Annotated in this window: 21 protein-coding genes; 1 reads left to right on the top strand and 20 read right to left on the bottom strand. The window is 60.4% G+C overall.

The genetic code is table 11. The features are described from left to right. Positions 1 to 53: 53 nt before the first annotated feature. The 8 genes from CFB10_RS14745 to CFB10_RS14710 form a co-directional block, all read right to left on the bottom strand. Complete coding sequence (locus CFB10_RS14745; RefSeq protein WP_020010300.1) at positions 54 to 908, bottom strand: sugar phosphate isomerase/epimerase; 855 nt, start codon at positions 906 to 908, stop codon at positions 54 to 56. Between the two features lie 113 nt (positions 909 to 1,021). After that, positions 1,022 to 2,191: a Gfo/Idh/MocA family protein gene (locus CFB10_RS14740; RefSeq protein WP_020010299.1), complete on the bottom strand. Its 1,170-nt coding sequence runs from the start codon at positions 2,189 to 2,191 to the stop codon at positions 1,022 to 1,024. Between the two features lie 11 nt (positions 2,192 to 2,202). Next, a complete protein-coding gene (locus tag CFB10_RS14735; protein WP_020010298.1) occupies positions 2,203 to 3,252 on the bottom strand; it encodes a sugar phosphate isomerase/epimerase in 1,050 nt (349 codons plus the stop codon). A 38-nt stretch (positions 3,253 to 3,290) separates the two neighbouring features. Then, positions 3,291 to 4,313, bottom strand: coding sequence for a LacI family DNA-binding transcriptional regulator (locus CFB10_RS14730; RefSeq protein WP_020010297.1), 1,023 nt, complete (start codon positions 4,311 to 4,313; stop codon positions 3,291 to 3,293). Between the two features lie 3 nt (positions 4,314 to 4,316). Beyond that, the gene (locus tag CFB10_RS14725; RefSeq protein WP_020010296.1) at positions 4,317 to 5,285 is read right to left on the bottom strand and encodes an ABC transporter permease; all 969 of its coding nucleotides are present in this window, start codon (positions 5,283 to 5,285) and stop codon (positions 4,317 to 4,319) included. Between the two features lies 1 nt (position 5,286). Further along, positions 5,287 to 6,231, bottom strand: a complete 945-nt coding sequence (locus tag CFB10_RS14720) for an ABC transporter permease (protein WP_020010295.1) — start codon at positions 6,229 to 6,231, stop codon at positions 5,287 to 5,289. Beyond that, positions 6,228 to 7,721: a sugar ABC transporter ATP-binding protein gene (locus CFB10_RS14715; protein ID WP_020010294.1), complete on the bottom strand. Its 1,494-nt coding sequence runs from the start codon at positions 7,719 to 7,721 to the stop codon at positions 6,228 to 6,230. Before CFB10_RS14715 ends, CFB10_RS14720 begins: the two co-directional genes overlap by 4 nt. 103 nt (positions 7,722 to 7,824) lie before the next feature. Next, on the bottom strand, positions 7,825 to 8,847 hold the full coding sequence (locus CFB10_RS14710) for a substrate-binding domain-containing protein (RefSeq protein WP_026363634.1): 1,023 nt from the start codon (positions 8,845 to 8,847) through the stop codon (positions 7,825 to 7,827). A gap of 306 nt (positions 8,848 to 9,153) precedes the next feature. On the opposite strand from CFB10_RS14710, the gene CFB10_RS14705 reads away from it, so the two are divergent. Next, on the top strand, positions 9,154 to 9,549 hold the full coding sequence (locus tag CFB10_RS14705) for a cupin domain-containing protein (RefSeq protein ID WP_020010292.1): 396 nt from the start codon (positions 9,154 to 9,156) through the stop codon (positions 9,547 to 9,549). A 202-nt stretch (positions 9,550 to 9,751) separates the two neighbouring features. Here the strand turns inward: CFB10_RS14705 and CFB10_RS14700 are convergent, their stop codons facing one another. The 12 genes from CFB10_RS14700 to CFB10_RS14645 all read right to left on the bottom strand — a co-directional run bounded on the left by CFB10_RS14700 (position 9,752) and on the right by CFB10_RS14645 (position 23,461). Further along, entirely contained in the window at positions 9,752 to 12,061 is a 2,310-nt protein-coding gene (locus CFB10_RS14700) for a GAF domain-containing protein (RefSeq protein WP_026363633.1), read from the bottom strand. 32 nt (positions 12,062 to 12,093) lie between these two features. Further along, positions 12,094 to 12,519, bottom strand: a complete 426-nt coding sequence (locus tag CFB10_RS14695; RefSeq protein ID WP_026363632.1) for a response regulator — start codon at positions 12,517 to 12,519, stop codon at positions 12,094 to 12,096. Positions 12,520 to 12,530: 11 nt separating this feature from the next. After that, positions 12,531 to 13,640, bottom strand: a complete 1,110-nt coding sequence (locus CFB10_RS14690) for a PAS domain-containing protein (RefSeq protein WP_020010289.1) — start codon at positions 13,638 to 13,640, stop codon at positions 12,531 to 12,533. 93 nt (positions 13,641 to 13,733) lie between these two features. Beyond that, a complete protein-coding gene (locus CFB10_RS14685; protein ID WP_020010288.1) occupies positions 13,734 to 14,495 on the bottom strand; it encodes an SDR family NAD(P)-dependent oxidoreductase in 762 nt (253 codons plus the stop codon). Positions 14,496 to 14,498: 3 nt separating this feature from the next. Further along, positions 14,499 to 16,253, bottom strand: coding sequence for an SMP-30/gluconolactonase/LRE family protein (locus tag CFB10_RS14680; protein WP_020010287.1), 1,755 nt, complete (start codon positions 16,251 to 16,253; stop codon positions 14,499 to 14,501). After that, complete coding sequence (locus CFB10_RS14675) at positions 16,178 to 17,161, bottom strand: NAD(P)-dependent oxidoreductase (protein ID WP_020010286.1); 984 nt, start codon at positions 17,159 to 17,161, stop codon at positions 16,178 to 16,180. The genes CFB10_RS14680 and CFB10_RS14675 overlap by 76 nt, the downstream gene beginning before the upstream one ends. Next, on the bottom strand, positions 17,158 to 18,240 hold the full coding sequence (locus tag CFB10_RS14670) for an ABC transporter ATP-binding protein (protein WP_020010285.1): 1,083 nt from the start codon (positions 18,238 to 18,240) through the stop codon (positions 17,158 to 17,160). Before CFB10_RS14670 ends, CFB10_RS14675 begins: the two co-directional genes overlap by 4 nt. A 2-nt stretch (positions 18,241 to 18,242) precedes the next feature. After that, positions 18,243 to 19,073, bottom strand: a complete 831-nt coding sequence (locus CFB10_RS14665) for a carbohydrate ABC transporter permease (protein ID WP_020010284.1) — start codon at positions 19,071 to 19,073, stop codon at positions 18,243 to 18,245. A 10-nt stretch (positions 19,074 to 19,083) separates the two neighbouring features. Continuing rightward, the gene (locus CFB10_RS14660; RefSeq protein ID WP_020010283.1) at positions 19,084 to 20,010 is read right to left on the bottom strand and encodes a carbohydrate ABC transporter permease; all 927 of its coding nucleotides are present in this window, start codon (positions 20,008 to 20,010) and stop codon (positions 19,084 to 19,086) included. Positions 20,011 to 20,093: 83 nt separating this feature from the next. Next, positions 20,094 to 21,365, bottom strand: coding sequence for a sugar ABC transporter substrate-binding protein (locus CFB10_RS14655; protein WP_026363630.1), 1,272 nt, complete (start codon positions 21,363 to 21,365; stop codon positions 20,094 to 20,096). A 24-nt stretch (positions 21,366 to 21,389) separates the two neighbouring features. Next, complete coding sequence (locus tag CFB10_RS14650; RefSeq protein WP_020010281.1) at positions 21,390 to 22,556, bottom strand: mandelate racemase/muconate lactonizing enzyme family protein; 1,167 nt, start codon at positions 22,554 to 22,556, stop codon at positions 21,390 to 21,392. Then, on the bottom strand, positions 22,553 to 23,461 hold the full coding sequence (locus CFB10_RS14645; RefSeq protein ID WP_026363629.1) for a dihydrodipicolinate synthase family protein: 909 nt from the start codon (positions 23,459 to 23,461) through the stop codon (positions 22,553 to 22,555). Before CFB10_RS14645 ends, CFB10_RS14650 begins: the two co-directional genes overlap by 4 nt. Between the last annotated feature and the right edge of the window lie 16 nt (positions 23,462 to 23,477).

Here is a 23,477-nt window from a genome sequence, read left to right as displayed (position 1 = left end):
TGCGCCCCGGCGAACCGGCCGCCGGGGAGCGGTTCTGGTTTTACTGGCAGTGTTTACTGAATGGTCGGAAGGCGTTCATTGAGGAACGCGTTGCCCTTGGTCACGACCGCTTCGGCATCGAGCGGAAGGTCGTGCTCAAGGATGAACCACTTTGCGCCGGCATGTTTGGCCGCCGGCAGGATCGTTTTCCAGTCGAGAGTGCCGGTGCCGAGCGTCGCAAAGCCGCGCTCATTTTCCGCCGTGCCCGCAGGCGCGTTGTCCTTGGCGTGGATGGCAAAAACCTTGCCCTTCAAGGTGCCGAGGAACTCTGCCGGATCATTGCCGCTGCGCGCCACCCAGGCGACATCAACTTCGGCCTGCAGTTTCGGGCCTGCCGCATCGAGCAGCAGTTCAAGCGCCGTCTTGCCGTCGAACTTGACCATTTCAAAATCGTGGTTGTGATAGGCCATGGAGAGGCCTGCCGCAGACAGTTTGTCCGCATATCCGCCGAGCTCCTTGCCGAAGGCGGTCCAGCCTGCAGCATCCTTCGGGCGGTCTTCCGGCTTCAGGAACGGCACGGTCACGACAGGATTGCCGACGGCCTTCTGCTCCGTGATGACCTCATCGAGATTACCGCGCAGCTTGTCGATCGGCACATGCGAGGAAATGACCTTGATCTTGTGCTTTTCGAGAAGCGTGTTCAGCTCGCCGGGGCTGACCTTCTGCATATCCACCGTTTCCACGGCGGAAACGCCAGCGCGGTTGAGGATGGCAAGCTGTTCTTCCAGCGTTCCGGAATTGCGCAGGGTGTACATCTGCGCCGCAATCGGCAGCGTCTTGCTGTCATCGGCAAAAACCGGATTTGTGATGCCGGCCGCCAATGCGACAACGACTGCCATGCCTGCGAATTTTGACTTGAACGTTTTCAAACGCGTAACTCCCTTTCCGTTTGATCAATGTGACGACACGCCCACCCTTGACCGGGAAGGTGCCGGGCACAGCCTCCGTTGCCCCCGCGTCGTCTCCTCCGATAGGCTGCGACCTAGATGTCGATTTTGACCCAGGTCGAGGTCTGGCTGGAGCGAACGGCGGCATCGATGAATGCGAGACCCGCAAGGCCGTCCTCCATGCCGGGGTAAATCACCTCCCCGGCGGCTGTTTTTCCCTCCCTCTTGGCGATGATTGCGTCTGCGGCTTCGCGGTAGATCGTCGCAAAACCCTCGAGATATCCTTCCGGGTGCCCTGACGGCACGCGGCTGACGCGGTTGGCGGCGGCTCCAGCGCCCGCACCGTTGCGGGTGATCAGCCGCTTGGGCTCCCCGTAAGGTGTGAACCACAGCTCATCCGGCACCCGGTGGTGCCATTCCAGCCCGCCCTTGTCGCCATAGACCCGCAGCGACAGCGCGTTTTCATTACCGACCGCGATCTGGCTTGCCCAGAGCATGCCCTTGGCGCCGCTTTCGTAACGCAAGAGAATATTGGCGCTGTCATCCAGCTGCCGGCCCGGCACGAAGGAGGTCAGATCCGCGTAAAGGCTGCTGGGGATTTCGCCCGTGACGAAGGCGGCGGCGTTAAAGGCGTGCGTGCCGATATCGCCGATTGCCCCGCCCGCGCCGGAGCGGCTGGGGTCCGTGCGCCATTCCGCGCCCTTCGCCCCGGTCTTTTCAACCGCTTGCGTCAGCCAGTCCTGCGCATATTCGGCCTGGACGTGACGCAGCTTGCCGATGTCGCCACTGGCAATCATCTCCCGCATCTGCCGCAGCATGGCATAGCCGGTGTAATTATGCGTCAGAATGAACAGCCTGTCGGATGCCCCGACGATTTTGGCCAGTTCCTTCGCCTCCTCCAGTGTCGCGGTCACCGGCTTGTCGCAGATGACGTGAATCCCGGCCTCGAGAAAGGCCTTGGACGGGGCGAAATGAAGGTGGTTGGGGGTCACGATGGCGACCGCCTCGATTCCGTCTTCACGACCGGCCTCAACCGCCGCCATCTCCTCGAACGAGGCATAGGAGCGCTCCGGCGCGATGCCGAGCAGCGTTGCCGACGCGCTAGCACGCGCCGCATCGGAAGAAAGCGCGCCTGCCACCAGTTCGTAACGGTCATCGAGCCGGGCGGCGATGCGGTGCACTGCGCCGATAAAGGCGCCCTGACCACCGCCGACCATGCCGAGACGGATACGGCGGCTATCGAATTTTTTTGTAGCGGAGGACATGGCTATCCCTTTCAAAGTCCGAGAAGGCGACGGTTGGCGGCATCATCGACGCCGCTTTTGGCGAAATCGTCGAAAGCCCGCTCGGTCACGCGGATGATATGGTTTTCAATGAAGGCTACGCCCTCACGCGCGCCATCTTCCGGGTGTTTCAGCGCGCATTCCCATTCCAGCACCGCCCAGCCGTCGAAGTCATATTGGGTGAGCTTGGAAAACACCGCGCCGAAATCGACATGCCCGTCACCCAGCGAGCGGAAACGCCCCGGCCGGTCGACCCAGCTCTGATAACCGCCATAGACGCCCGAGCGGCCCGTCGGATTGAACTCGGCATCCTTGACGTGAAAGGCGCGGATACGCTCGTGGTAAATGTCGATGAAATCGAGATAATCCATCGCCTGCAGCACGAAATGCGAGGGATCGTAGAGGATGTTGGCGCGCGCATGATTGCCGGTGGCGTCAAGAAAACGCTCGAAGGTGACGCCGTCATGCAGATCCTCACCCGGATGCAGTTCATAGCAGAGATCGACGCCATTCTCCTCGAATGTATCGAGAATGGGTGTCCAGCGCTTGCCGAGTTCGGCAAAGGCCATTTCGACAAGACCAGCCGGACGCTGCGGCCACGGATAAACGAACGGCCATGCGAGCGCACCGGAGAAAGTCGCATGGCTTTTGAGGCCAAGATGCTGCGACGCCTTCGCCGCACACTTCAGCTGGTTGACCGCCCATTCCTGCCGCGCCACAGGGTTGCCGCGCAGTTCGGACGGTGCAAAACCGTCGAACATTTCATCATAGGCGGGGTGAACGGCCACAAGCTGGCCCTGAATATGGGTCGAAAGCTCGGTGATCTCGACACCGATCTCGGCCAGACGGCCCTTGATATCGTCGCAATAACCCTTGGAGGCGGCGGCTTTCTCGAGATCGAAGAGCTTGGGATCGGTCGGCACCTGAATACCCTTGTACCCCAGCGAAGCCGCCCATTGGCCGAGATTGTCGAGCGTGTCGAAGGGGGCTTTGTCCCCGACAAATTGCGCGAGGAAAATCGCCGGGCCTTTGATCGTCTTCATGTCCTTACACTCCTTGCATTCACAATTCCGGCTGGCCGCTACCGGTGCGGCGGGCGGCAGGGCGCGACCGAGCCGCGCACCACCAGTTCCGTATCCAGCACGATGGTTTCGGCCGTGCGTTTGCCGTTCAGCCGGTCCACCATCAGCGCCATGGCCCTGCGGCCCATTTCCTGCCGGGGCTGGCGCACCGTCGTCAGCGGCGGTTCGAAGGCATTGGCGAAGATGATGTCGTCGAAGCCGATGACCGAGACATCGGACGGAACCGACAGGCCCCTGCCCCGCAGCTCGCTGATCGCACCGATCGCCATCTGGTCGCTCGATGCGAAGATCGCGGTGAAGGCAATGCCATTTTCAAGAAGACCTGCAATCGCCTGACGGCCGGCCTCGATGCTGTAATCGCCCGTCACAACAAGTTCGTCGGCATAAGCGACGCCGGCCTCGGCAAGTGCATCGCGGTAACCGTCGAAACGCTCCTGCGCGAGACTTTCCGGGACCGGACCGGCCAGATGCACGATCCGTTCATGACCCGCCTCTATGAGATGGCGCATGGCGTTGATGGAGGCGGCGCGGTTATCGACCTTGACGGTCGGCAGCGCGAGGCCGGGCACCGTTTCCGACGCGATGACGATGGGCGGCAGCGCATCGCCCTGATCGAGAAGCTCGGACGGGAACTGGCCGGTCATCAGGATCAGGCCGTCGGCATGTTTCTGCCGCACCATGTCGATATGGGTCGCGACGCGGTGTTCATCGTTGCGGGCGTCACCCATCAGCACCTTGAAACCCGCTTCGCCTGCCGCTTCTTCCACGCCCTTGTAGATTTCAAGATAGAACGGGTTGCCTATATCGCGAACGAGAAGGATGACGGTGTTGTTGGATTGACGCCGGAAGCTCGCCGCCTGCGCATTGGGAACAAAGTTGGCCTGCCGGACGGCGTCGAAAACCTTCTTTCGGGTTTCCGGGCGAACCTTGTCGGGTTGCTGCAGCGCGCGCGATACTGTCGCGATCGAAACGCCCGCGAGAGCTGCAACTTCCCTGATATTCGAACCTTGGTCTTTGCTCATCTGTCACACACGCAACTGCTTTTGGCGGCCATAAAGCAGCATCAGCGCTAGCAACGTGACACCGAATATGATCTGCCGTGCCCATACATCGAGGTTGAGCGTTATCAGTACGCTTTGCAGAATGGTGAGCGCAACCGCCCCGGCCATGGTTCCGACATATCCGCCCGCGCCGCCGGCAAGCGAGGTGCCGCCGATGACGACGGCGATGATCGACGGAAGCACATATTGATCGCCGACGGAGATGAAGGAGGTGCCGGTATAACCGATCACGCACACGCCGGTCAGCCCGGCAAACAGGCCGGAAAGGCCATAAAGCAGCGTGCGGATCAGGGACACGGGCAATCCGGTGAGCGTCGCCGCTCTCTCATTCGAACCGATGGCATAGATGGCGAAACCGAAGGCCGTGCGGCGGAGTACGAACAGCATGATCGCGGCGATGCCCAGCCAGACGAAGAGCACGCCGGGAATGCCGAAGATGAGCGGACGGTTGATGAAGCCCGCCAGCAGCGGCGCCGCCGCGCCTGATGGAACGCCCTGCGAATAGACCACCAGACCGCCCTGAATGACCGCCGTCATGCCGAGCGTCATGACCAGCGGCGGAATGCGCACGAAGGTGATGCCGAGGCCGTTGATGAGGCCGATCAGGAAGGGAATGCCGCCCGCAACGAGAATGGCAAGCGGAATGCCGGCATTCTGGCCGTTCATCATGTTGCCGGCAAGCACCGCGCCAAGCGAGATCATCGCGCCGACGGAAAGATCGATGCCTTCACGACCGCCGAGGATGACGAGGTTCTGCCCCGCCGCGACGATGCCGAGAATGGCGGCGATCGTCAGCAGCCGCACGATCTGCGAGCCCTGTGCGAAGCCGGGTGAGAGCAATTCCCCGACCAGCAGCAGGAAGGCCGATGCGCCAATGGCAATGGTCAGGGGATCGGTGAGGAGGGTTTTGAGTTGCAAGCCGGGATTGGTCATATCAACGCCTCGTCACCAGAACGCCGCCGGCCAGCGCCGTCAGCACGATCAAACCCTGCACCAGTGTCTGGTACTCGAAAGGTAGCCCCGCAAAGAAAATCACATTACCGATCATGCCGAGCACGAGTGCGCCCGCTATCGACCCGGTCGAGCTGCCGAAGCCGCCGGAAAGCGCCGTGCCGCCCAGCACCACCGCCGAGATGGAGGAAAGCGCCAGACTTGCGCCGAGAAGCGGATCGCCCGAGGCCGTCTCGCCGGTAAGGCAGAGCGCCGCCAGCGCCGAAAACAGGCCGGAGATCATGTAGGCGCCAATGCGGATGCCGGAGAGGCGCAGGCCCGTCTGGAAGGCGCCGGTGCGATTGCCGCCGACAGCCAGAAGATGGGCGTGAAACGGAATGCGCGATACGATCAGCGTGAAGGCGATGCCGGCGAGCAGCACCCACAGTACGAAGGGCAAGCCGATAAAGCTGCCGGAATAGGTCTGCCAATAGGCTTCGGGCACCGGAAGACCCGCCTGCGGCAGCACCCAGATCGCCAGCCCGGCGAAGATGATGCCCGTTGCGAAGGTGGTAACAATCGGCTGGAAACGCAGGCCGGAGATAAAGAGGCCATTGACCAGTCCACAGAGCAGCCCGACAGCCGCACCCGCCGCCATGCCGGCAAAGACCGCGCCCGTCGTACCACCCAGCGCCGCGATGACACTGACGGTGACGACATTGGCGAGCGCCACGATGCTGCCGACCGACAGATCGATATCTCCCGCCAGAATGACATAGGTCTGGCCGATGGCGACCAGGATCAGCGGCAGAAACGTCGTCAGGTTCGATTGCAGCACGGAGGGCTGAACGAAGGAGGGCTGCAGAAACGTGTTGACGGCAACGAGAACGGCCAGAACAACGAGGGTGATGATCCAGGGTTGCCTGCGCAGAAAACCGGAAGAGCTCATGCGGCGTCTCCATAGGCGGCGCGGGTCATGTTTAGGGATGTCATGTCGGCTCCGGTCAGCTCTGCAGAAATGCGTCCGCCGTTGAACACGAGAATACGGTCGGCATATTCGAGGATTTCCGCATCTTCCGAGGAATAGAGAAGAATGGTCGCGCCGGCATCGGCCTGCTGCCGCATCAGCGCGAAGAGGTCGGCCTTTGCACCAAGATCAATGCCCTTGGTCGGATCATCGAGCAGCAGCAGTTTTGGTGCGGTGGCGAGCCAGCGGGAAATGAAGATCTTCTGCTGGTTACCACCGGAAAGCGTGCCGATCGGCATATCCAGGCCGGCAAATTTCGTTTTCATGTCATCCGCGACCTTCTGCACGCGCGGCTTCAGCGTCGCGGGCCGGATCAGCCGCATCTTTTCGCGCACCATGAGGGCTGCGACGAGATTTTCGAAGATCGACCGGCCCTGAAGCGACGCGTCACGTCCGCGGTCACCCGAGACATAGGCAAAACCATTATGAACAGCCTGCGAAGGCTTGCCGATGGTGATGTCACGACCTTCGAACCGGATTTGCCCCGTTGCAAACGGACTGGCGCCGAAGAGGCCCTTCAGCAAGGCTGACTGGCCCTGCCCCTGCAAACCGGCAAGACCGACGATTTCGCCCGGATAGGCTTCCAGACTGACGCCGCGAACGCCCTCGCCCGCAACATCCGTTACCTTGAGGCTGGGGACTGCGGCGGCACGCCCCTGCTGGCGAGCCGGTGCTGCGCGGACATCGCCGACCATATCGTGCACGACAGCCTCGCGGCTGGTGGCTGCCGTATCCAGTTCGGAAATCGTCGCGCCATTGCGCATCACGGTGATGCGGTCGCAGACGGCAAAGACCTCATCGAGACGGTGGGAAATCATGATGGTGGAGACGCCGTCGGCCTTCTTAGCCCTGAGTATCTCGAAAAAGCGCTGCGACTGGCGGCCGTCGAGCGCCGCTGTCGCCTCGTCCATGATCATCAGGCTGGCATTCTGGGCGAATACCTTGAGGATTTCGACAAGCTGGCGCTGATCCGGCGGCAGCGTGCCGACGATCGCATCCGGCGTCAGCCCTTCACCGGCGACACCGTCGAACAGTGCAATCAGCCTCGCTGCCTCGGCCTTCAGCTCCTTGCTGTCAACAAAGACGCCGCGTTTCGGCTCGCGCCCGAGGAAAATATTATCGGCAACGGAAAGCTGCGGAATGAGGCTCAGTTCCTGGTAAAACAGGGCGACACCGGCATTTTCGGCGTCCCGCGGGCTTTTGAAGCGCGCGTCCTCACCGTTGAACCTGATTGTGCCGCTGGTCGGAGCCACCGCGCCCGCAACGATCTTGCAGAGCGTGCTCTTGCCGCAGCCATTGGCGCCCAGGAGCGCGTGAATTTCACCGCGGCCCACGGTCAGCCTGCCGTCCGAAAGCGCACGCACAGCGCCAAAATTCTTCGTTATGCCGGCCGCTTCCAAAGCGTTCGCCATCGCATGTCCCCGAATTATGCTTGTCACAGGCGGATGGCCAAGGCCCGGTCCGCACTCGAATTTCTGGTTCGGGCCGGCGTTCGCCGCCGGCCCGAGACGGATATTACTTGAAGAACTCGCCGGCCTGTTCCGGCGTCACGGTTGCCGTGACGGACCAGTATCCGGGCTTTCCTTCTGCAGCCTTGATGTTGTCGGCAAGGTTGTCGTTGCTGACAAAGGGGATCGGAATGTAGATGGCGTTGCCATAGGTGCCACCAAAAATGCCGTCCTTGAATTCCTTACCCTGCAGCTTCAACACCGCGACGTTGAGCGCGCTGGCCATGACGCCGGGAGGATTGACCGAAGCGCCGGAATTGAACTTTTCCTTTTCCCATCGGGTCATGAAGTCCTTGCGGATTTCACCTGTTGCAGCGATGTCCTTGGTCTTGCCGGCGGCTTCGATGGCGCGCCATGCGCCGTCTGCCATGCCGTCCTGCACCCAGACGCCGCTGATATCGGGATAGGTTGCAAGCAGGTTCTGCATGGCCTGCTGGCCCTGCGCCTGATCCCAGCTCGCATTGGCTTCGTTCAGCACCTTGATGTCAGGATATTTCTTGAACACTTCGCGGTAACCGGCGACGCGGGCTTCGTTGGCCGGGTTGCCGGCGATGCCATTGATGGCGACGACGCTTCCCTTCCCCTTCAGCGCATCCGCAAGCCATTGCGCGGACTGGGCCGCCCATGCCTTCTGGTCGATGCCGACATAGATCGCATCCTTCGAAGACACTTCCGCGTCGGTTGCGATGACGAGAATGTTGCGCGCCTTGGCCTGCGCGAAGATCGGGTCGAAGGCCGTCGGGCTGCCGGGATTGATGAGGATTGCATCAACGCCCTGGTTCATGAAGTTGCGGATATGACCGATCTGCCCCTGCACATCGACATTGCCGCTCTGGACGACGACTTCGACCTTGACGCCCTTTTCGCCCCACGCTTTTGCGGCGGCCTGAGCCTCTTCGATCATCTGCGTGCGCCATTCGCTGCCGACGAAGGAATTGGAAAGGCCGATCTTGAAGCTCTGCTCCTGGGCGTGCCCGGACGTGCCGGCCGCCAGCACCATAGCGGCGGCAGCCATCAAATGTCTAAACATGAAATTTGCTCCTCCAAGCACGGTTTTCAACTGATGAAACCGTTTACATCGGCGAATGTAACCGGTTTCATAATTGAGTCAATCCCGAGAATGATTTTTATTGCGGCGTGTGGAAAGGAGTTGAAAGACGGCTGGCGGCGTTCGAAAACCCATTGGGAAGAGCGGCATAACCACACGAAAAGATCGTGTCATCGGGTTTTCGAGAAGCATATGAGCGTCTCCGGGCGGGCAGATTTTCACTCGACTGTGGACAAGCGGAGAATTCCCACATCAAATCACCGCCCAAGACCAGTCAGGAGAACAATCATGGAAATATTGCGCGCGGGAACACGGGCATCGGGCAAAGGCCCGGATGCCTGGTTCACCGGTTCGGTCCGTATCGATCCGCTCTTCAACCCCTTCGATGCCGAACGGGTGCAGGGTGCCCAGGTGACTTTCGAACCCGGCGCCCGCACCGCCTGGCACACCCATCCTCTCGGCCAGACCCTGATCGTGGTATCCGGCCTAGGCCGCGCACAGCGTGAGGGTGGCCCGGTGGAGGAAATCCGCCCCGGCGATATCGTCTGGTTTGCACCGGGTGAACGACACTGGCACGGCGCCGCGCCAGATGTGGCGATGACCCATATTGCGCTTCAGGAGGTCAAGGACGGCAAGGTGGTGGACTGGCTGGAACATGTGACGGATGAGCAATACGGCGCATGACGCTGCTCCGCCGATCTGGCGGATGAACGGCCCGTAGCAGCGTGCGGGAGCCCGGCATCCGCAACCGATCCGGTGCGCCTGCGAGCCGCAGCGCTACAGAAGCTGTCTGCAGCCTGGACAACGCTCAGGCGCTGGTCACGGATCCCCCACGTCGATGGATGCGCTCGGGCCATACCGTGGGCCGGATCACTTGGACCGGCTGTCACTGCCCAAGCTGTGAAACTAGCGCATGCATGGCGACGCGCAGTCCATCCGGGTCGTAGTTGACCTCCACCCCCCCATTTCCCATCAGGCCCAGGCGGATGAGCTTAGAACCAAATCCTTTGCCGGACGGTAGCGCCACGGGGGGACCGTCCTGTTCATTCCATTCCAGCACGAGTGTGCTTTCACCACCGACAGCTTGGATTTTCCAAGTCACGGCGACGCTTCCTGCATCGTTGGACCAAGCCCCGTATTTCAGCGCATTCGTGCCGAGTTCATGCATCAGGAGCGCAAGGCTCAAGGCAGTCCTTGGACCAACTTCGAGGTCCACACCTGATAGATGATAGCGACCTGGAAGGGAAAGTTGCCGGAGCACGGGATCAATCACATTCACCATGCGCGCATAGGACCAATTCTGATTGAGCAGAACGTCATGCGCCTTGGACAGCGCATGCAACCTGCTGGTAAAGGCTTCGACAGGCGCTCTATCTCTGACGGGCCGCAAGGTCTGGGTCGCTATCGCCTGAACCATCGCCAGCGTGTTTTTGAGACGGTGGCTTATCTCGTGATTGAGAACCTGCTGCTCCTGCTGCGCGCGGATTCTGGCAATCGCCTCGCGTGTCCGGTCGGCAATCGTACGCACGAAATCGCGTTCTTCAGGCGTGAATTCATGTGGTTTTTCGTAATGTACGAACATGACGCCGGCGAAGGCGCCACGTTCGAGAATGGGGACATTGACGAGCACGGAAATGCCCAGCGATTGAAGAAGATCGGCGGAATCCAAGGTTCTCGGATCGGCTGCGACATCCGATATGATGACCAGTTCACCGCGCTTGAGATCCTCAATATAAGATCCGTAGTCCCGGAATTGATGAAGGCCGGCAACACTGAACATTCCATCCGCACACCAGTCCGGCTGCATCTGCACAGTCTCGGTAACAGGGTCAACGACGCCGTAACCGGCTCTTGTTGCCCCTTGCAGATTACGTGCCATGATTTCCGCTGCCGCGAATGCGACGTCGGCAACCGTGTCAAGCTCGCGGATCTTCTCCCCGAGTTCCAGGAACGCAAGTTGCCTGTCCTCCGAGAGTTTTTGCGCCGTAGCGTTTCTTGCGACCTTGATGAAGCCCGACAGATGGGATGATGAATGATTGGGCATCGGCCGTATCGTGCCATCCAGAAAAACACGCGTGCCATCGGCAGCGAGGTGCCACCGGCGATCAAGAGCAACGCCTTCGCGGGCCGCAGTTTTGACCTCGATCGCAGGAATACCGGCTGCGCGATCTTCTGCCGTAAACATCTTCTCGAAGGGCCGGTCGAGCATGTCCGCCTCCGACCAGCCGAAAGTTTCCTCGGCGCCGCCGAACCAGCTCGTGATCCGCTGGTCTTCGTCAATAGTAAGGATGATGTAGTCCTTGGCTCCTTCAACGATCAGTCGCAGTTTCGTTTCGCTGTTCCGCAAGGCTTCTATCGCCTGCATGCGATCGGTCACATCAACGAAGATGATGACGAATTTATCTTCTCCGGTGGCCTGGACATAGCCATCGAACCAGCGATCCAGCGAGCCGACCCTGCGCGTGAAGCGCTTGCTTTGCCGGGTCTCCATCGCTTCGGCGACGTCGGAAATCCATTCTTCCTCGAAATCGGGAAAGACGCCTCGCATCGTTTGGCCTGGAACGTTGTCAGCCGCCAGGCCGAGCAAAGCACTCCATGCCGAATTGACCGTTTCATACCGCCAGTCGATGATTGTGCCGTCGAGATCACGGATGACCGAGCCGACGACGATCCCTTCTTCGAGTTGCTCGAAAAGTGCTCCCCAACGCTGCTCGGAAAGGAAGGTGGCGATCTGGTTGGACGCGACCCGGCCGATCCGGCTGAGCAGTTCCAACTCGCTTTCGGTCCAGGTTCTCGGCTCTCCGTCGATTGCGGCAAGCGCTCCAATCACCATCCCGTCAGGCATCGTCACGGGCACGCCCATGTAGGAAATCACACCCAAATCGGTGATAGCCAGATTATCTCTGACGAGATCGTGAAGCGTTGCGTCTCCGATGATGAGGGGTGCTTTGTCGCGAACCACATGCTGGCAAAAGGAATGTGTAAGCGGCGTCTCAGCCGCTTCGGCCCATTTCTCCGGAAGGCCGAGATGGGCGATGAAGACCTGGCGATGCTCATCGAGAATCGAAATCAGAGCGACCGGACATTTCAGCCCAGCCTTCACGACTTCGATAATATCCTGGAATTCGGATTGGCCCTGAACATCAAGCAAACCAGAATTGCGAACTGCATCAATGCGTTCAGATGGTGAGTTCAAGGTCAATTCCTAGTCACGGAGCAGTGGCGTCATCACGCCGACAATGCGGCCAGCAGGTTGGGAGATAAAACGAGACTTGGCGGCACGGTAGCGGACCGGACGTCTCCACTGACAATAGTTTCAATGAATTGCAGTGCGTTCTGCAAGCCGTTCATCGTGTAAGGTTTCTCAATCGCGCCAAGCGCACCCGCGAAGTCCTCTGGGATCCTCTTCAGATTACCTGAAACGAAGACATAGGGAACTGCGCGGGAAGCAAGATGTTGGCCGACGTCTATTCCAGTCGGGCCGTCCAGTAACTGGATGTCTACGAAGGCAAATTGGGGCGACACCTTTTCTATCAACGAGAGAGCCTGCTTGCTGTCGGCGGCAATGCCGACAATCTCGTGTCCGGCGTCTTCCACTTCGCTCTCCAGCTCCATGGCCAGCAAAGCTTCGTCTTCGACGATCAAGATTTTCACAAAATATCCTTTCAATCTTTTACGGAAAGCGTGACCCGGACGTCGGTGCGGCGCTCATCGACTGTCCTGACGATCGTTGCACGCAGCTGCTTCAGGGAGGCTTCCAGCATTTTCTTGCTGAAGGCGGCCTGTTCCCCATCCACCTCCACCGGAACGACGGTATCGACAACCCTGATAAGGAAGTGCCCGTTGAGCCGCTTCACCTCCAGGTGCAGTTCGCCACCGCCCTCCCTCAGCCCCCTGCCAATGGCGTCGTCAATGAGCTCATTTATGATCAAAGCCAGAGGGGATGCCTTGGTGGCGGGAACCACGACCTCATGAAGGTCCGTCGTGAGATGTATATCGGCCCGTTTCAAGGCGCCGATCTTGTCCAACATCAGGGTATTGGCGAAATCCGCGACATCAAAATGGCCTACGTCCTCGTCGTTCAGAAGCTTTCGCTGGACGGTACTGAGCGCTTCGACCCGATTCAGCACCGACATCAACGTCCGCTCGACGACCTCATTGTCGGTCATGCGCGCCTGGAGTTTGACGATGGAGGCGATCGTCAGAAGGTTGTTTTTCACACGATGGTCGACCTCATGGACCAACGCGGTTTTGGCGCGCAGGGCTTCGGTCAGATCCGCCGTTCTCTTCGCCACTTCTTCCTCGGCGAGATGTCGCGCGCGGGCGAGTTCGGCCTCCTTGCTCTTTATATTGGTGAAGTCGAGCTGCGAGGCGAAAAAGTAAATCACCACTCCGGATACATCGCGCACCGGGCTTACAAACAACGCGTTCCAGAACTTCGTGCCGTCTTTCCGATAGTTAAGGATATCGATGGATATGTCTCTTTCCGACGCAACGGCGTCACGCAGTCTGTCGACCGCGGCCGAATCGGTCTGTGGCCCCTGAAGGAGACGGCAGTTTCGTCCAACCAATTCCTCCACCGCATAGCCGGTGAGGATGCAGAAGGCTGTATTGCAGAAAATGATAGGATTGTCGGGTTGCCGGGGATCTGTAATGAGCATCGGCATGCGGGTGGCCTTGAATGCCGCCGCAAACGGATCTTCGGAAGCATGTCCTGAAACGAGACGCTGTCCGGCGTCTTTGGCATTCTGCCGGGAATGGGGGTCGTCTTTCATTCAGCGTCCTGAAAATTGCACGCCCATGAAATGGGTTATCTCGACTTTTGTTCCAATCCCTGGAAAAAATCAGGGACGCAGCGTCAGTCGCCTTTAAAAGCCCCCGGTCATGAATATGGTTTCGCCTGTCATGAAGCTGCAAGCTTCGGAGGCGAGGAAGACCGCTGCTCCGACCATCTCCTCCGGTTTTCCGGCGCGCCCCATCCAGTTCAGCGTCCTTACATAGTCATCCCAGCCCTCCGGATCCTCAAGGCGGCGATGGGCGTTGCGGTCCGTATCAATGAGGCCGGGCGCGAGAGTATTAAGCAACACATTATCGCGCGCGTAATCTCTTGCCTGGCTTTGGATCAGATTGTGCTGCGCAGCCTTTGTTGCCGCATAAGCGGTAACGACGCTTTTGGGCCTCAGCTGATTGACTGATCCTATGGAGACGATCCTGCCCCATTTCCGAGCCGCCATTCGCGGCAGCGCCGTCTGCAGCATGTCGACCGTCGAGCCCAGATTGACCGCCAGTTGAAACGCCAGATCACCTGGCGTCAACGCCGAGAGCGTAGCATTGATCTGAGCACTGGCGTTGATAACGAGGATGTCGAGTGGCGCGATCACCTCTGCCTGTTCGATAAGATGCCGGCCAGCATCGGCTTTTGAGAGATCGCCCGCCAGCTCATACGCCGTCCCGCCGCCTGCAATGATCCGTTCCCGGACAGCTGCCGTGGCGCCCGCCTTCACGCCATGCAGGACGACCGATGCACCCGCCCCGGCCAACCCTTCGGCGATCGCCGCCCCTATGCCCCGGCTTGAACCGGTGACGAGCGCCGTGCGGCCTTTCAGGCCAAAGATGTTTTCGAGGGACATTCTTTATCCTTCAAATAACGAGACGCGCGCGCCGGAAACTCCCGGGCGACAGGAAAACAGACCGCCTGACAGAGGCGCGTCGGCGAGTGTGGATGCAGGCAGGCGCGTCCGGGCGCTGGTGATGAACAGCGTCGACAGGTCCGGCCCGCCAAAGGCGATGCTGGAAGGACGCGGCACCGGCATATCGATTACCTGATCCAGCTTGCCGTTCGGAAGATAGCGACGCACGGACCAGCCATCCCAGATTGCGCACCAGACCCCTCCCTCCACATCCACGGCAAGACCATCCGGCCGGCCATCGGCGACGGGGATACGCGCGAATTCGCGCCGGTCCGACAGCGTTCCGGTCATGGGATCGCAATCATAGGCGTGGATCAGGCCGGGCACCGTATCAACGAAGTAGAACGTTCTGCCGTCCGGGCTCCAGCCGAGACCATTGGAGACGATGATGCCGCCCTCCTTGCGTTCGAATGCCCCATCGGCGTTGATACGATAAAGTGCGCCGGTGGGTTTTGAGGCGTCAATCCTCATGGACCCCACCCATATTGCACCGTCCGGTCCGCATTTGGCATCATTCAAGCGGTTGTCAGCGATGCCTGCCTCAGGGCTGACGAAGGCTGTGAGGCGACCGGATGCAAAATCAAGCCATTCAATCCCATCCTGAGACGCGACCAGCAGGCGGCCATCGCCAACCGGAATGACCGCGCTCACCAACTTGCCGGTCTCGCAGGTCTCGTTGCGGCCTGTCGCCGGATCGAAACGATGGACAGCAGGGTGGAGAATATCCACCCAGTAGAGAGCGTTCTCGCCATCGTGCCACACGGGGCTCTCGCCCAGTTGCGCACCCCATGGCAGGATACAACTCAAATCAGCACTCGGGCGGCCCGTTGCCGATCGCGGCCTCGGTCTGGAACTGATGGCGACGGCCCCAGCGGCGCCCGTGATGCGCCGCGCGGCGGCAATCAGCTCACGGCCGGCAGGGTGGATGTTGGAAGAATCAAGCCGCGAGGACGGGCCAAGCGCAACGAGCACACCCATCGGCGTATTGTCGCGACCCATGACGGGGGCGGCCACCGAATTCACTCCTGGCAGGTGCTCCTCATAGGAAATCGAATAACCGCGCGCCCGGGTCAGCGTTAGGTCGGCTTGGAGCGCATCGAGCGTGGTGATGGTTTTCGGCGTCTGCACATCGAGCGTCAGACGGTCCAACAGGGCGCGGCCGACTGCGGGATCCTGGAAGGCGAGCAGCGCCTTGCCCGGTGCCGTGCAATGCAGGGGAACGCGACGCCCCACTTCGACACGAACCGAAAGCCCGTTAGGAGAACGTTCGGCGAGATATTGGGTCATCGTGCCGTCCAGGCGGCAGAGCGCCACCGTCTCCCCGAGTTCCGCCGCAAGCCTCTCGAGCTCCGGTGTTGCGGCGGAAACGAGATCGAAGCTCTCCCAAACCCTGTGCGACATTTCCAGAAAGCGCTGGCCGAGCACATAGGTGCCCCGCGCCTCATCCTGCCGGACGAGTCCATAGGCGATAAGCGTCCGCAAGATGCGTGCAAAGGTCGGCTTTGGCAGACCGGAGGCGCGCAACAGCTCCGCAAAACGCGGCGGCTCCGGCGCATCGGCGACCATGTCGAGCAGCGTCAATCCCTTGGCCAGCGCGGCCGTCCCTCCCGGTGTCTCCGGCTTCATTGCGTCCGCTCCTTCGCGAGGCGCTGCCGTCTTGCGGCGGCCGCCTCTTCCAGCATCCGGTCCATCGTCCATTGTGCTTCAAATCCCAGAGTATTTTTGATGCGCTTGTTGGACGTATGGTAATAAACGCCGCCGCCGGGAAAATCGACTGTCACGATGGGGAGGCCAGTCAGCGCCGCCATCTTCGGCAGAAGTTCGCTGAAGTCGGCCGGTTCATCCCCGCCGAGATTGAAGGTGCCACCCGCCGACCCGGGGTGATCGAGAGCCAGCAGAATACCGGCAACCATATCGCGCGTATCCGTGATGTGCATGCGGAATGGACGGCCGTTTTCGTTGCGCGCCAGTATATGCGACGGCGCGACTATATCGCTCGACTGCAGCAGCTCGGCTATGGCGGTGTTTCCAAAATTTTCCTGCTGGCGAATGCGCGGTCGCAGGAAAAACCGCGGACCAGAAAAGAAACTGTCTTCATCGAGCAGCTCTTCCGCATCCTGCGTATGAGAGAAACGCAGGATCACCGTTTCCATGCCGCCCGTCCGCTGGTGAAAGCGCACCAGCTCTTCTCCCAGAAGTTTGGTGAGACCATAGGGCGAATTGGGGCGAAGCGGATGGTCTTCGGTGACCGGCAGAAACTGAGGACGGTTTTCCGGATACACCTCCCCGGAGGAGGCAAAAACGAACCGCCGAACGCCAGCCGCCGAGGCTGCGTCCAGAAGCCGATGCGTACCCTCGACATTGACAGCGAACATGCGGTCGCGATCGGCCGGGGCCCAAGACATGAAAGCTCCAAGGTGCAAGACCGCGCTCACGCCATCCACGGCTTTGGAAACGGCCTGCACATCCTCCAGCGAGCCGACAATTTCCTCGCCACCGGCTCCCGCCGGCTTCAGATCAAGACCCCGAACGTTTCGGCCCTGCGCGCGAAGTGCTGTTACAACGGCCCTGCCGACACGGCCGGCTGACCCGGTGACAAGGATCATAGCCGTGCTCCGGTTTTTGCGTCGAAGAGATAAAGCTGGGCCGGATCGAAGCCGAGCCGGAGCGCCTCGTTGCCGGGAAGATTGCCGGTGTGTGAGACGCGGGCAATCAGTCCCTTGGACTTGCCCTCTTCGCTATCGGCCACCCTTGCGCCTTCATCACCGAAGTAGACGTATTTTTCCGAACCCAGGCTTTCCACCAGTGTCGGGCGCACGTTGAACATCACGGGCGCTTCGCCCAGCGTCAGATGCTCCGGCCGCAGGCCGACGACGACATCGCCTTCACGGGCTGTTGCCGCGGGCATGGCGACCGTCTGGCCAAACAGCGTCAGTCCACCATTGCGAAGTTCCGCATTGAGGAAATTCATGCCGGGCGAGCCGATGAAACCGGCAACGAAAAGATTGGCCGGGTTGTTGAAAAGCTCGTCCGGCGCTGCGATCTGCTGGATGATGCCGCCCTGCATGATAACCACCCGGTCCGCCATGGTCATGGCTTCCACCTGGTCATGGGTCACATAAACGGTGGTGACCCCTATGCGTTTGTGCAAAGCGCCGATTTCGGCACGCATATGGACGCGCAGCTTGGCATCGAGGTTGGACAGGGGTTCGTCCATCAGGAAGGCCTGAGGCTGGCGCACGATGGCGCGGCCAAGCGCGACGCGCTGCCGCTGGCCGCCCGACAGATCCTTGGGCTTGCGTTCGAGATAGGGCGTCACCTCCAGAATGCGCGCGGCATCGTCGACCCTGCGATCGATTTCCGCCTTGTCCGTACCACGCATCTTAAGGCCGAAGCCGATATTCTGGCGTACAGTCAGGTGCGGATAAAGCGCATAATTCTGGAACACCATGGCGATGTCGCGGTCGCCCGGCGCCAGATCCGTGACTTCGTTATCGCCGATGAAGATCTGCCCTTCGCTTGCGGGTTCGAGACCGGCGAGGATTTTCAGCATCGTCGACTTGCCGCAGCCGGAAGGCCCGACCAGCACCACGAACTCGCCGTTCTCGATCTCAAGCGAAAAGGGCCTGAGCACGTTGAGCGCGCCATAGGACTTGCTGACGTTGCGAATGGAAATATTGGCCATGCTTATTTCTCCGCGCCAGCGGTGAGGCCGCCGACCAAATAACGTTCCAGGAACAGGTAGATTGCGATGATCGGCAGCGCGATGAACACGGATGCGGCGGAAATGTCGTTCCAGTAGGTGACGTATTCGCCCTGCATCGTGGTGATGCCGAGATTGGCCGTCCAGTTGTCCGGCGAGTTGACGAGGAAGGTGCGCGCATAGGCATAGTCCGCCCAGCTAAGCACAAAGGCATAAAGGGCCGTGGCGGCAAGGCCCGGCGTGGCGATGGGAAGAACGACACGCACCATCGCTCCGATCGGCGAGCAGCCGTCGACCATGGCGGCCTGTTCCAGCTCTTTGGGAATGGTGTCGAAATAGCCTTTCAGCATCCATGTGGCGAAAGGAATGATCATGGTCGAATGCGCCAGCACCAGCGTCCACAGGCTGCCGATCAGGCCAAAGCTGGAAAAGATCGAAAACAGCGGGATGACGAGCAGTGTCGCAGGCAACATCTTGGCGGTCAGCACGAAGAGACCCATGGTCGCGCCGCCCCTCATCGAATACCGCGACAGCGCATAACCGGCGCTGACCGAGACCAGCATTGACAGCGCCACAGAGCCGATCGCCGCCAGCATCGAATTCCAAAGCCACAGCAGGATCGGTTTTGCCGCCCAGACACGGGCGAAAATGTCCCATTGCGCATCGTTGGGCCAGAAGGTCGGTGGCAGACGATACAACTCATCGGTGGTGGAAAGCGCAGTGACTAGCAGCCAGTACACCGGGAACAGGATCATAACCAGCGTGAAGATGACAGTCGCATAAAGCGCAAGGCTCTGTAAAAATGTCCGTTTCATCAAAGCCCCCTCAATAGATCGATTTCGAACGCCGGCCGAGCATCAGGAGGCTCGCGACGATGCAGATCACCAGTGTGAGCACGCCGACGGCGGCGGCGCGGCCAAAATTGTGATACTGAAAGGCTTGATCATAGGTCATGATCGACAGCGTCTGGGTCGAACGCAGCGGCCCGCCGCCTGTCAGAACCTTGATGATGGAAAAGTCCCGGAAGACCCACAGCAGCGTCAGCACCAGCGTCACGCCCAGCACCGGCATCAAAAGCGGGATGGTGATCCAGCGGAAACGCTGCCAGACGCTTGCACCATCCACCTTGGCGGCCGCGTAATAGTCGGCGGGAATGGACTGTAGGCCGGCCAGACACATGATCGACACGAAAGGGAAGCCTTTCCACACCATGGTAATGGCAACCGCCCAGAAGGCGGCCGTAGAACTGCTGACCCAGGGGATCATCTGCTCGGCAAAACCAAGCTTTATCGCCAGCCAGCCGAAAAGGCCGAAAGAGGTATCGAACATCCATGCAAAGATAACGACCGCGATGATTTCCGGCACCGCCCAGGGCAGCGCCATGCCCAGCCGAGCGACGGTGCGGCCTTTGAAACGGTTATTGGCGAGTAGCGCCGTGCTGAGGCCGACCGCGACACTACCGGCTGTGACGACGATGACCAGTTTCAACGTCACCCAGCAGGCCAGCCAGAATTCCGGCGAGGAGAACAACCATGTGTAATTGCTCAGCGAAAACGGCCGGCTGGCGCCGCCGAGTCTCGGTATCTTGACCTGCTGGAACGACAGGTCGATGGCCAGAACGAGCGGCCAGACGATGATGGCGGCAACCATCAGGACCGCGGGCGCGATCAGAATATAGCCGAGGAGATGTTGCCGGCTGGGGCGCGCAAGATCGAAAAACTTGCGACGCCCAGCCCGAACGGGTTCGGTCATGGATGGTCCTCCTGCCGGATGCGGATGATGGCCATGGCCCTTTACGGGCCATGGCAGGACAACAAGATCAGGACAATGGGGGATCAACCCTTGATGGCTTCGGCCTTTGCCTGCATGGTTTTCGCCACCTCCGCCGGATCGAGATCCTGAATGATCATCCGCTGGCTTTCTTCCATCACCATCTTGCTGAACTCGTTGTAGAAGAGCTCAAGTCCGGTCGGAATGCGGTCGATACCCGCCTCGGATGCGGCCTTCATCGTCTCGATCAGCACCGGAAAATGCGGGATGGTCTTTTCGACGCCCGAGACGTCGGCCTTCGGGCTTGGCGGGGTGTTGCCACCAAGGGTGGCATAGCTGCGCTGGAATTCCGGCGTCATCGTCAGCTTGATGAAATCCCAGACCAATGCCTTCTGGTCGTCGGGAATATCGGCCGGCATGGCCAGCACGTTGGACGACCCGCCGAGCGGCGGATGAAGCGGCGGCGCGACATAAACGATGTCGCTCTTGGCCGAACCCTTTTCGGTCGTGCCGTAAAGCCAGGGCCCATCGAGCCGCATGGCCATCTTGCCGTCGGCAAACAGCTTACGCACGTCGCTGGCGCTCATGTCCACCGGGCTGATGCCGCTCTTCATCACGGTTTTCCATCGGGTCAAACCTTCAACCATCTGCGGCGTATCGATGGTGATGTTGCCGTCCTTGTCAGTCCAGTAGGCGCCGGCGTCGAGAATGTAGTTCAGCATCTCCGTCAGATATTGACCCGGCCCGCCCTTGGTTTCATGGCCGGTGCCGAACTGGTCGATAATGCCGTCGCCGTTCAGATCCTTGGTCGTGGCTTTTGCGGCCGCCAGAAACTCGTCATAGGTCTTCGGAACCGCGACGCCCGCATCTTCCAAAATCTTCTTGTTGTAGGCCATCACGAAACCGAAATAGTTGGTCATGATGCAGACGGTCTCGCCGTTCCATTCGCATTTCTGCTGGCCGGCCCAGCCGGTCATGTCGATGCCGTCCTTCTTCAGCCACGGGTCAAGCGGTTCGAGCCAGCCGCTATCGGCAAACATCTGGAATTCGAAGGAGGCGAGATGCACGATCTGCGGCGGCTGATTGGCGGCAAAAAGCGTCGTCATCGTGTCGGCGTAGGAACTACGCTCGGCCTTGGTGAACTCGATCCTGACGCCCGGATGCTGTTTCTCGAAGGCCGCGATGGCGGAACGCCACCATTCACCAGTGCCGGCATCGTCCGTTTGCCAGGATATGAATTTCAAAACGGTATCGGCCATCGCTGGTGCAAGTCCGGTCAAGGTCATTAGCATCGCGGTCGCTGTGCCAAGCGCCAGCTTTTTTATTCTTTTAGTCATGGGTTCCTCCTCCAGAAAACCAAATCAGATACGTTCAATAAGAGCGAGCGCCGCCTCCGACGGCTTGACGCCAAGTCCGGGGCCCGAGGGCAGGTGATATCTGCCTTCGCGGCAATCCATGTCGCCGGCAAGCAGCCGGCGGTTGGGCTCGAAAATCGAGTGCTGGAACTCGTGGCCCTTCAAAGTCGGCAATGTCGATGACGCCTGCAGGCTGGCGGCAAGGAAGATGCCCGCGCCGACTGTCGCGTGCGGAATTACGTCAATGCCCTGCTCGGCGGCAAGAGCACCGATGCGGATGAAATTGGTGATGCCCTTGTGGCCCATTTCCGGCTGCACGATTGCGATGCGGCAGCGTTCAATGCGGGCGCGCATGTCCCAATGGGTGCGCCATTCCTCACCAACGGCGATCGGAACGTCTGTTCCCTTCGATACTTTTTCCAGCCCGGCGATATCTTCCGTCCAGACCGGCGCTTCGGCGAACCACGGGTCGAACGGCGTCATCTGCGCAATGAGTTCCAGCGCCCTTTCCGGCGTCTGGTTCCAGTGCATGTCGGCGGCAATCTTTGCCTGCGGGCCAAGAACCTGCCGGAGATTGGCGATCTCCGCCGCCGGGCCATCGTCGGCCACCGGCGTTGCGAATTTGAAGGCATCAAAACCACGATCCTGCCAGTATTTCGCCAGTTCCCCTCGCGCCTTCAGTGTCTTTTCGGGCAGCCCCGAAACATAGGCCGGAAAACTGTCCACGCCGCCGCCGAGAAGGTCGCGCACCGATTTTCCGGCTTCCTGCCCGGCAATGTCCCAGAGCGCGATATCGAGCGCGGCGAGCGCATCCACGTAAAAGCCGCCGGTATAACCGCGCACCCGCATCATGTCGTAAAGATCGTCATAGATCGCCGAAGGATCGGACGCATCCCGGCCGACCACGAAACCGGCAAGAAGATCGTTGATCAGCGCGGCGACCGCGCCGGGGGCGACGATGCCATAGGTCTCTCCCCAGCCGATGGTGCCCGCCTTGGTCGTCATGCGCACCAGAACGCTGCGGTCGAAGGTGGGGTAAACCGTGCGATTGCCCTTGCGAACGATATAGCCGTTCGGGTTGACCACTTCACCTTCCCTGAGAGCGCCAAGATAGGGGACCTTGCGCGGCTGGGTCAAGGTGAAGACTTCGACGGTTGCGACGGGGCTGCTCATGCTGCCTCCGGCGTAATGAGGCCGAGCTCGACAAGATTGGCGTCGATATCGGCAATGGCGGCCGAGTCGAGTTCGGGGGTCGGCGCACGCACGCCGATGCCGTCGATGACGCCGCGACGAGCCAGAACATATTTGGTCAGCCGCATGCGGTAGACCGCCTGAAGAACGAGGAGAGGCAGGGTGCGGACGTAGATCCTGCGGGCGTCTTCCGACCTTCCGGCATTGAGTGCGCGATCGATGGCCACATGTTCCTCGGCGATCTCCAGCGCCGGCATGGCCGCGGTTGCCCCACGGGCATATTCATCGAGAATATAGCGCGCGCCGCCGCCGCCGATGACGCCCTTCAGCGTCGAAGGCGCCTGCGCGATGATGTGACTGATGGCGGGACCGGCGGGAAGCGTCTCTTCCTTGACATAGGTAACCTGTGGCAAGGCCTGCACGATTTCCACGATCGCCTGCGGCGAGAGGTCCGACCCTCGCGGGGCAGGCGCATTCTGCAGGATGATCTCAATGCCGGGAAGCGCCTCGATGACCTTGCCGAGGAAGTCGATCAGCGCCGGCCCATCGGTTCCGACCGCCTTCGGCGGCTGCACCATCAGATGCCGGATGCCGAGCGCGGACGCCACTTTCCCGTGTTCGACCACCTCGCGCCAATCAGCAGCACTTGCTCCGGCGACGACGGGCGCACGGCCGCCGACCGTATCGACGACGATCTTCAACAGAACAGCCCGTTCTTCAGCAGTCAGGCTTTCCACTTCGCTGGCGAAGCCAGGAAACACGACCCCGTCCACGCCTTTTTCCAGGGCGAAGGCCACCAGCCGCTTCATGCCTGCTTCATCAATACCGCCGTTCGCCAGAAACGGCGTCGGCAGAACGGGCAAAATCCCTTTAAGGCCGGCCACCATCATTCTCCTCCTATTT

The organism is Agrobacterium sp. 719_389 (assembly GCF_900188475.1).
GTDB lineage: Bacteria > Pseudomonadota > Alphaproteobacteria > Rhizobiales > Rhizobiaceae > Agrobacterium > Agrobacterium radiobacter.
This window is presented reverse-complemented; position numbering and strand designations above follow the sequence as displayed.

Excerpts from the sequence above, each read along its gene's own strand:
- CFB10_RS14675 (WP_020010286.1), bottom strand. The coding sequence starts at position 17,161 with ATGATCCTTGTCACCGGGTCAGCCGGCCGTGTCGGCAGGGCCGTTGTA.
- CFB10_RS14650 (WP_020010281.1), bottom strand. The coding sequence starts at position 22,556 with ATGAGCAGCCCCGTCGCAACCGTCGAAGTCTTCACCTTGACCCAGCCG.
- CFB10_RS14690 (WP_020010289.1), bottom strand. The coding sequence starts at position 13,640 with ATGAAAGACGACCCCCATTCCCGGCAGAATGCCAAAGACGCCGGACAG.
- CFB10_RS14720 (WP_020010295.1), bottom strand. The coding sequence starts at position 6,231 with ATGAGCTCTTCCGGTTTTCTGCGCAGGCAACCCTGGATCATCACCCTC.
- CFB10_RS14740 (WP_020010299.1), bottom strand. The coding sequence starts at position 2,191 with ATGTCCTCCGCTACAAAAAAATTCGATAGCCGCCGTATCCGTCTCGGC.
- CFB10_RS14660 (WP_020010283.1), bottom strand. The coding sequence starts at position 20,010 with ATGACCGAACCCGTTCGGGCTGGGCGTCGCAAGTTTTTCGATCTTGCG.
- CFB10_RS14730 (WP_020010297.1), bottom strand. The coding sequence starts at position 4,313 with ATGAGCAAAGACCAAGGTTCGAATATCAGGGAAGTTGCAGCTCTCGCG.
- CFB10_RS14710 (WP_026363634.1), bottom strand. The coding sequence starts at position 8,847 with ATGTTTAGACATTTGATGGCTGCCGCCGCTATGGTGCTGGCGGCCGGC.
- CFB10_RS14685 (WP_020010288.1), bottom strand. The coding sequence starts at position 14,495 with ATGTCCCTCGAAAACATCTTTGGCCTGAAAGGCCGCACGGCGCTCGTC.
- CFB10_RS14665 (WP_020010284.1), bottom strand. The coding sequence starts at position 19,073 with ATGAAACGGACATTTTTACAGAGCCTTGCGCTTTATGCGACTGTCATC.
- CFB10_RS14725 (WP_020010296.1), bottom strand. The coding sequence starts at position 5,285 with ATGACCAATCCCGGCTTGCAACTCAAAACCCTCCTCACCGATCCCCTG.
- CFB10_RS14645 (WP_026363629.1), bottom strand. The coding sequence starts at position 23,461 with ATGGTGGCCGGCCTTAAAGGGATTTTGCCCGTTCTGCCGACGCCGTTT.
- CFB10_RS14735 (WP_020010298.1), bottom strand. The coding sequence starts at position 3,252 with ATGAAGACGATCAAAGGCCCGGCGATTTTCCTCGCGCAATTTGTCGGG.
- CFB10_RS14715 (WP_020010294.1), bottom strand. The coding sequence starts at position 7,721 with ATGGCGAACGCTTTGGAAGCGGCCGGCATAACGAAGAATTTTGGCGCT.
- CFB10_RS14655 (WP_026363630.1), bottom strand. The coding sequence starts at position 21,365 with ATGACTAAAAGAATAAAAAAGCTGGCGCTTGGCACAGCGACCGCGATG.
- CFB10_RS14705 (WP_020010292.1), top strand. The coding sequence starts at position 9,154 with ATGGAAATATTGCGCGCGGGAACACGGGCATCGGGCAAAGGCCCGGAT.
- CFB10_RS14680 (WP_020010287.1), bottom strand. The coding sequence starts at position 16,253 with ATGGACGATGGACCGGATGCTGGAAGAGGCGGCCGCCGCAAGACGGCA.
- CFB10_RS14670 (WP_020010285.1), bottom strand. The coding sequence starts at position 18,240 with ATGGCCAATATTTCCATTCGCAACGTCAGCAAGTCCTATGGCGCGCTC.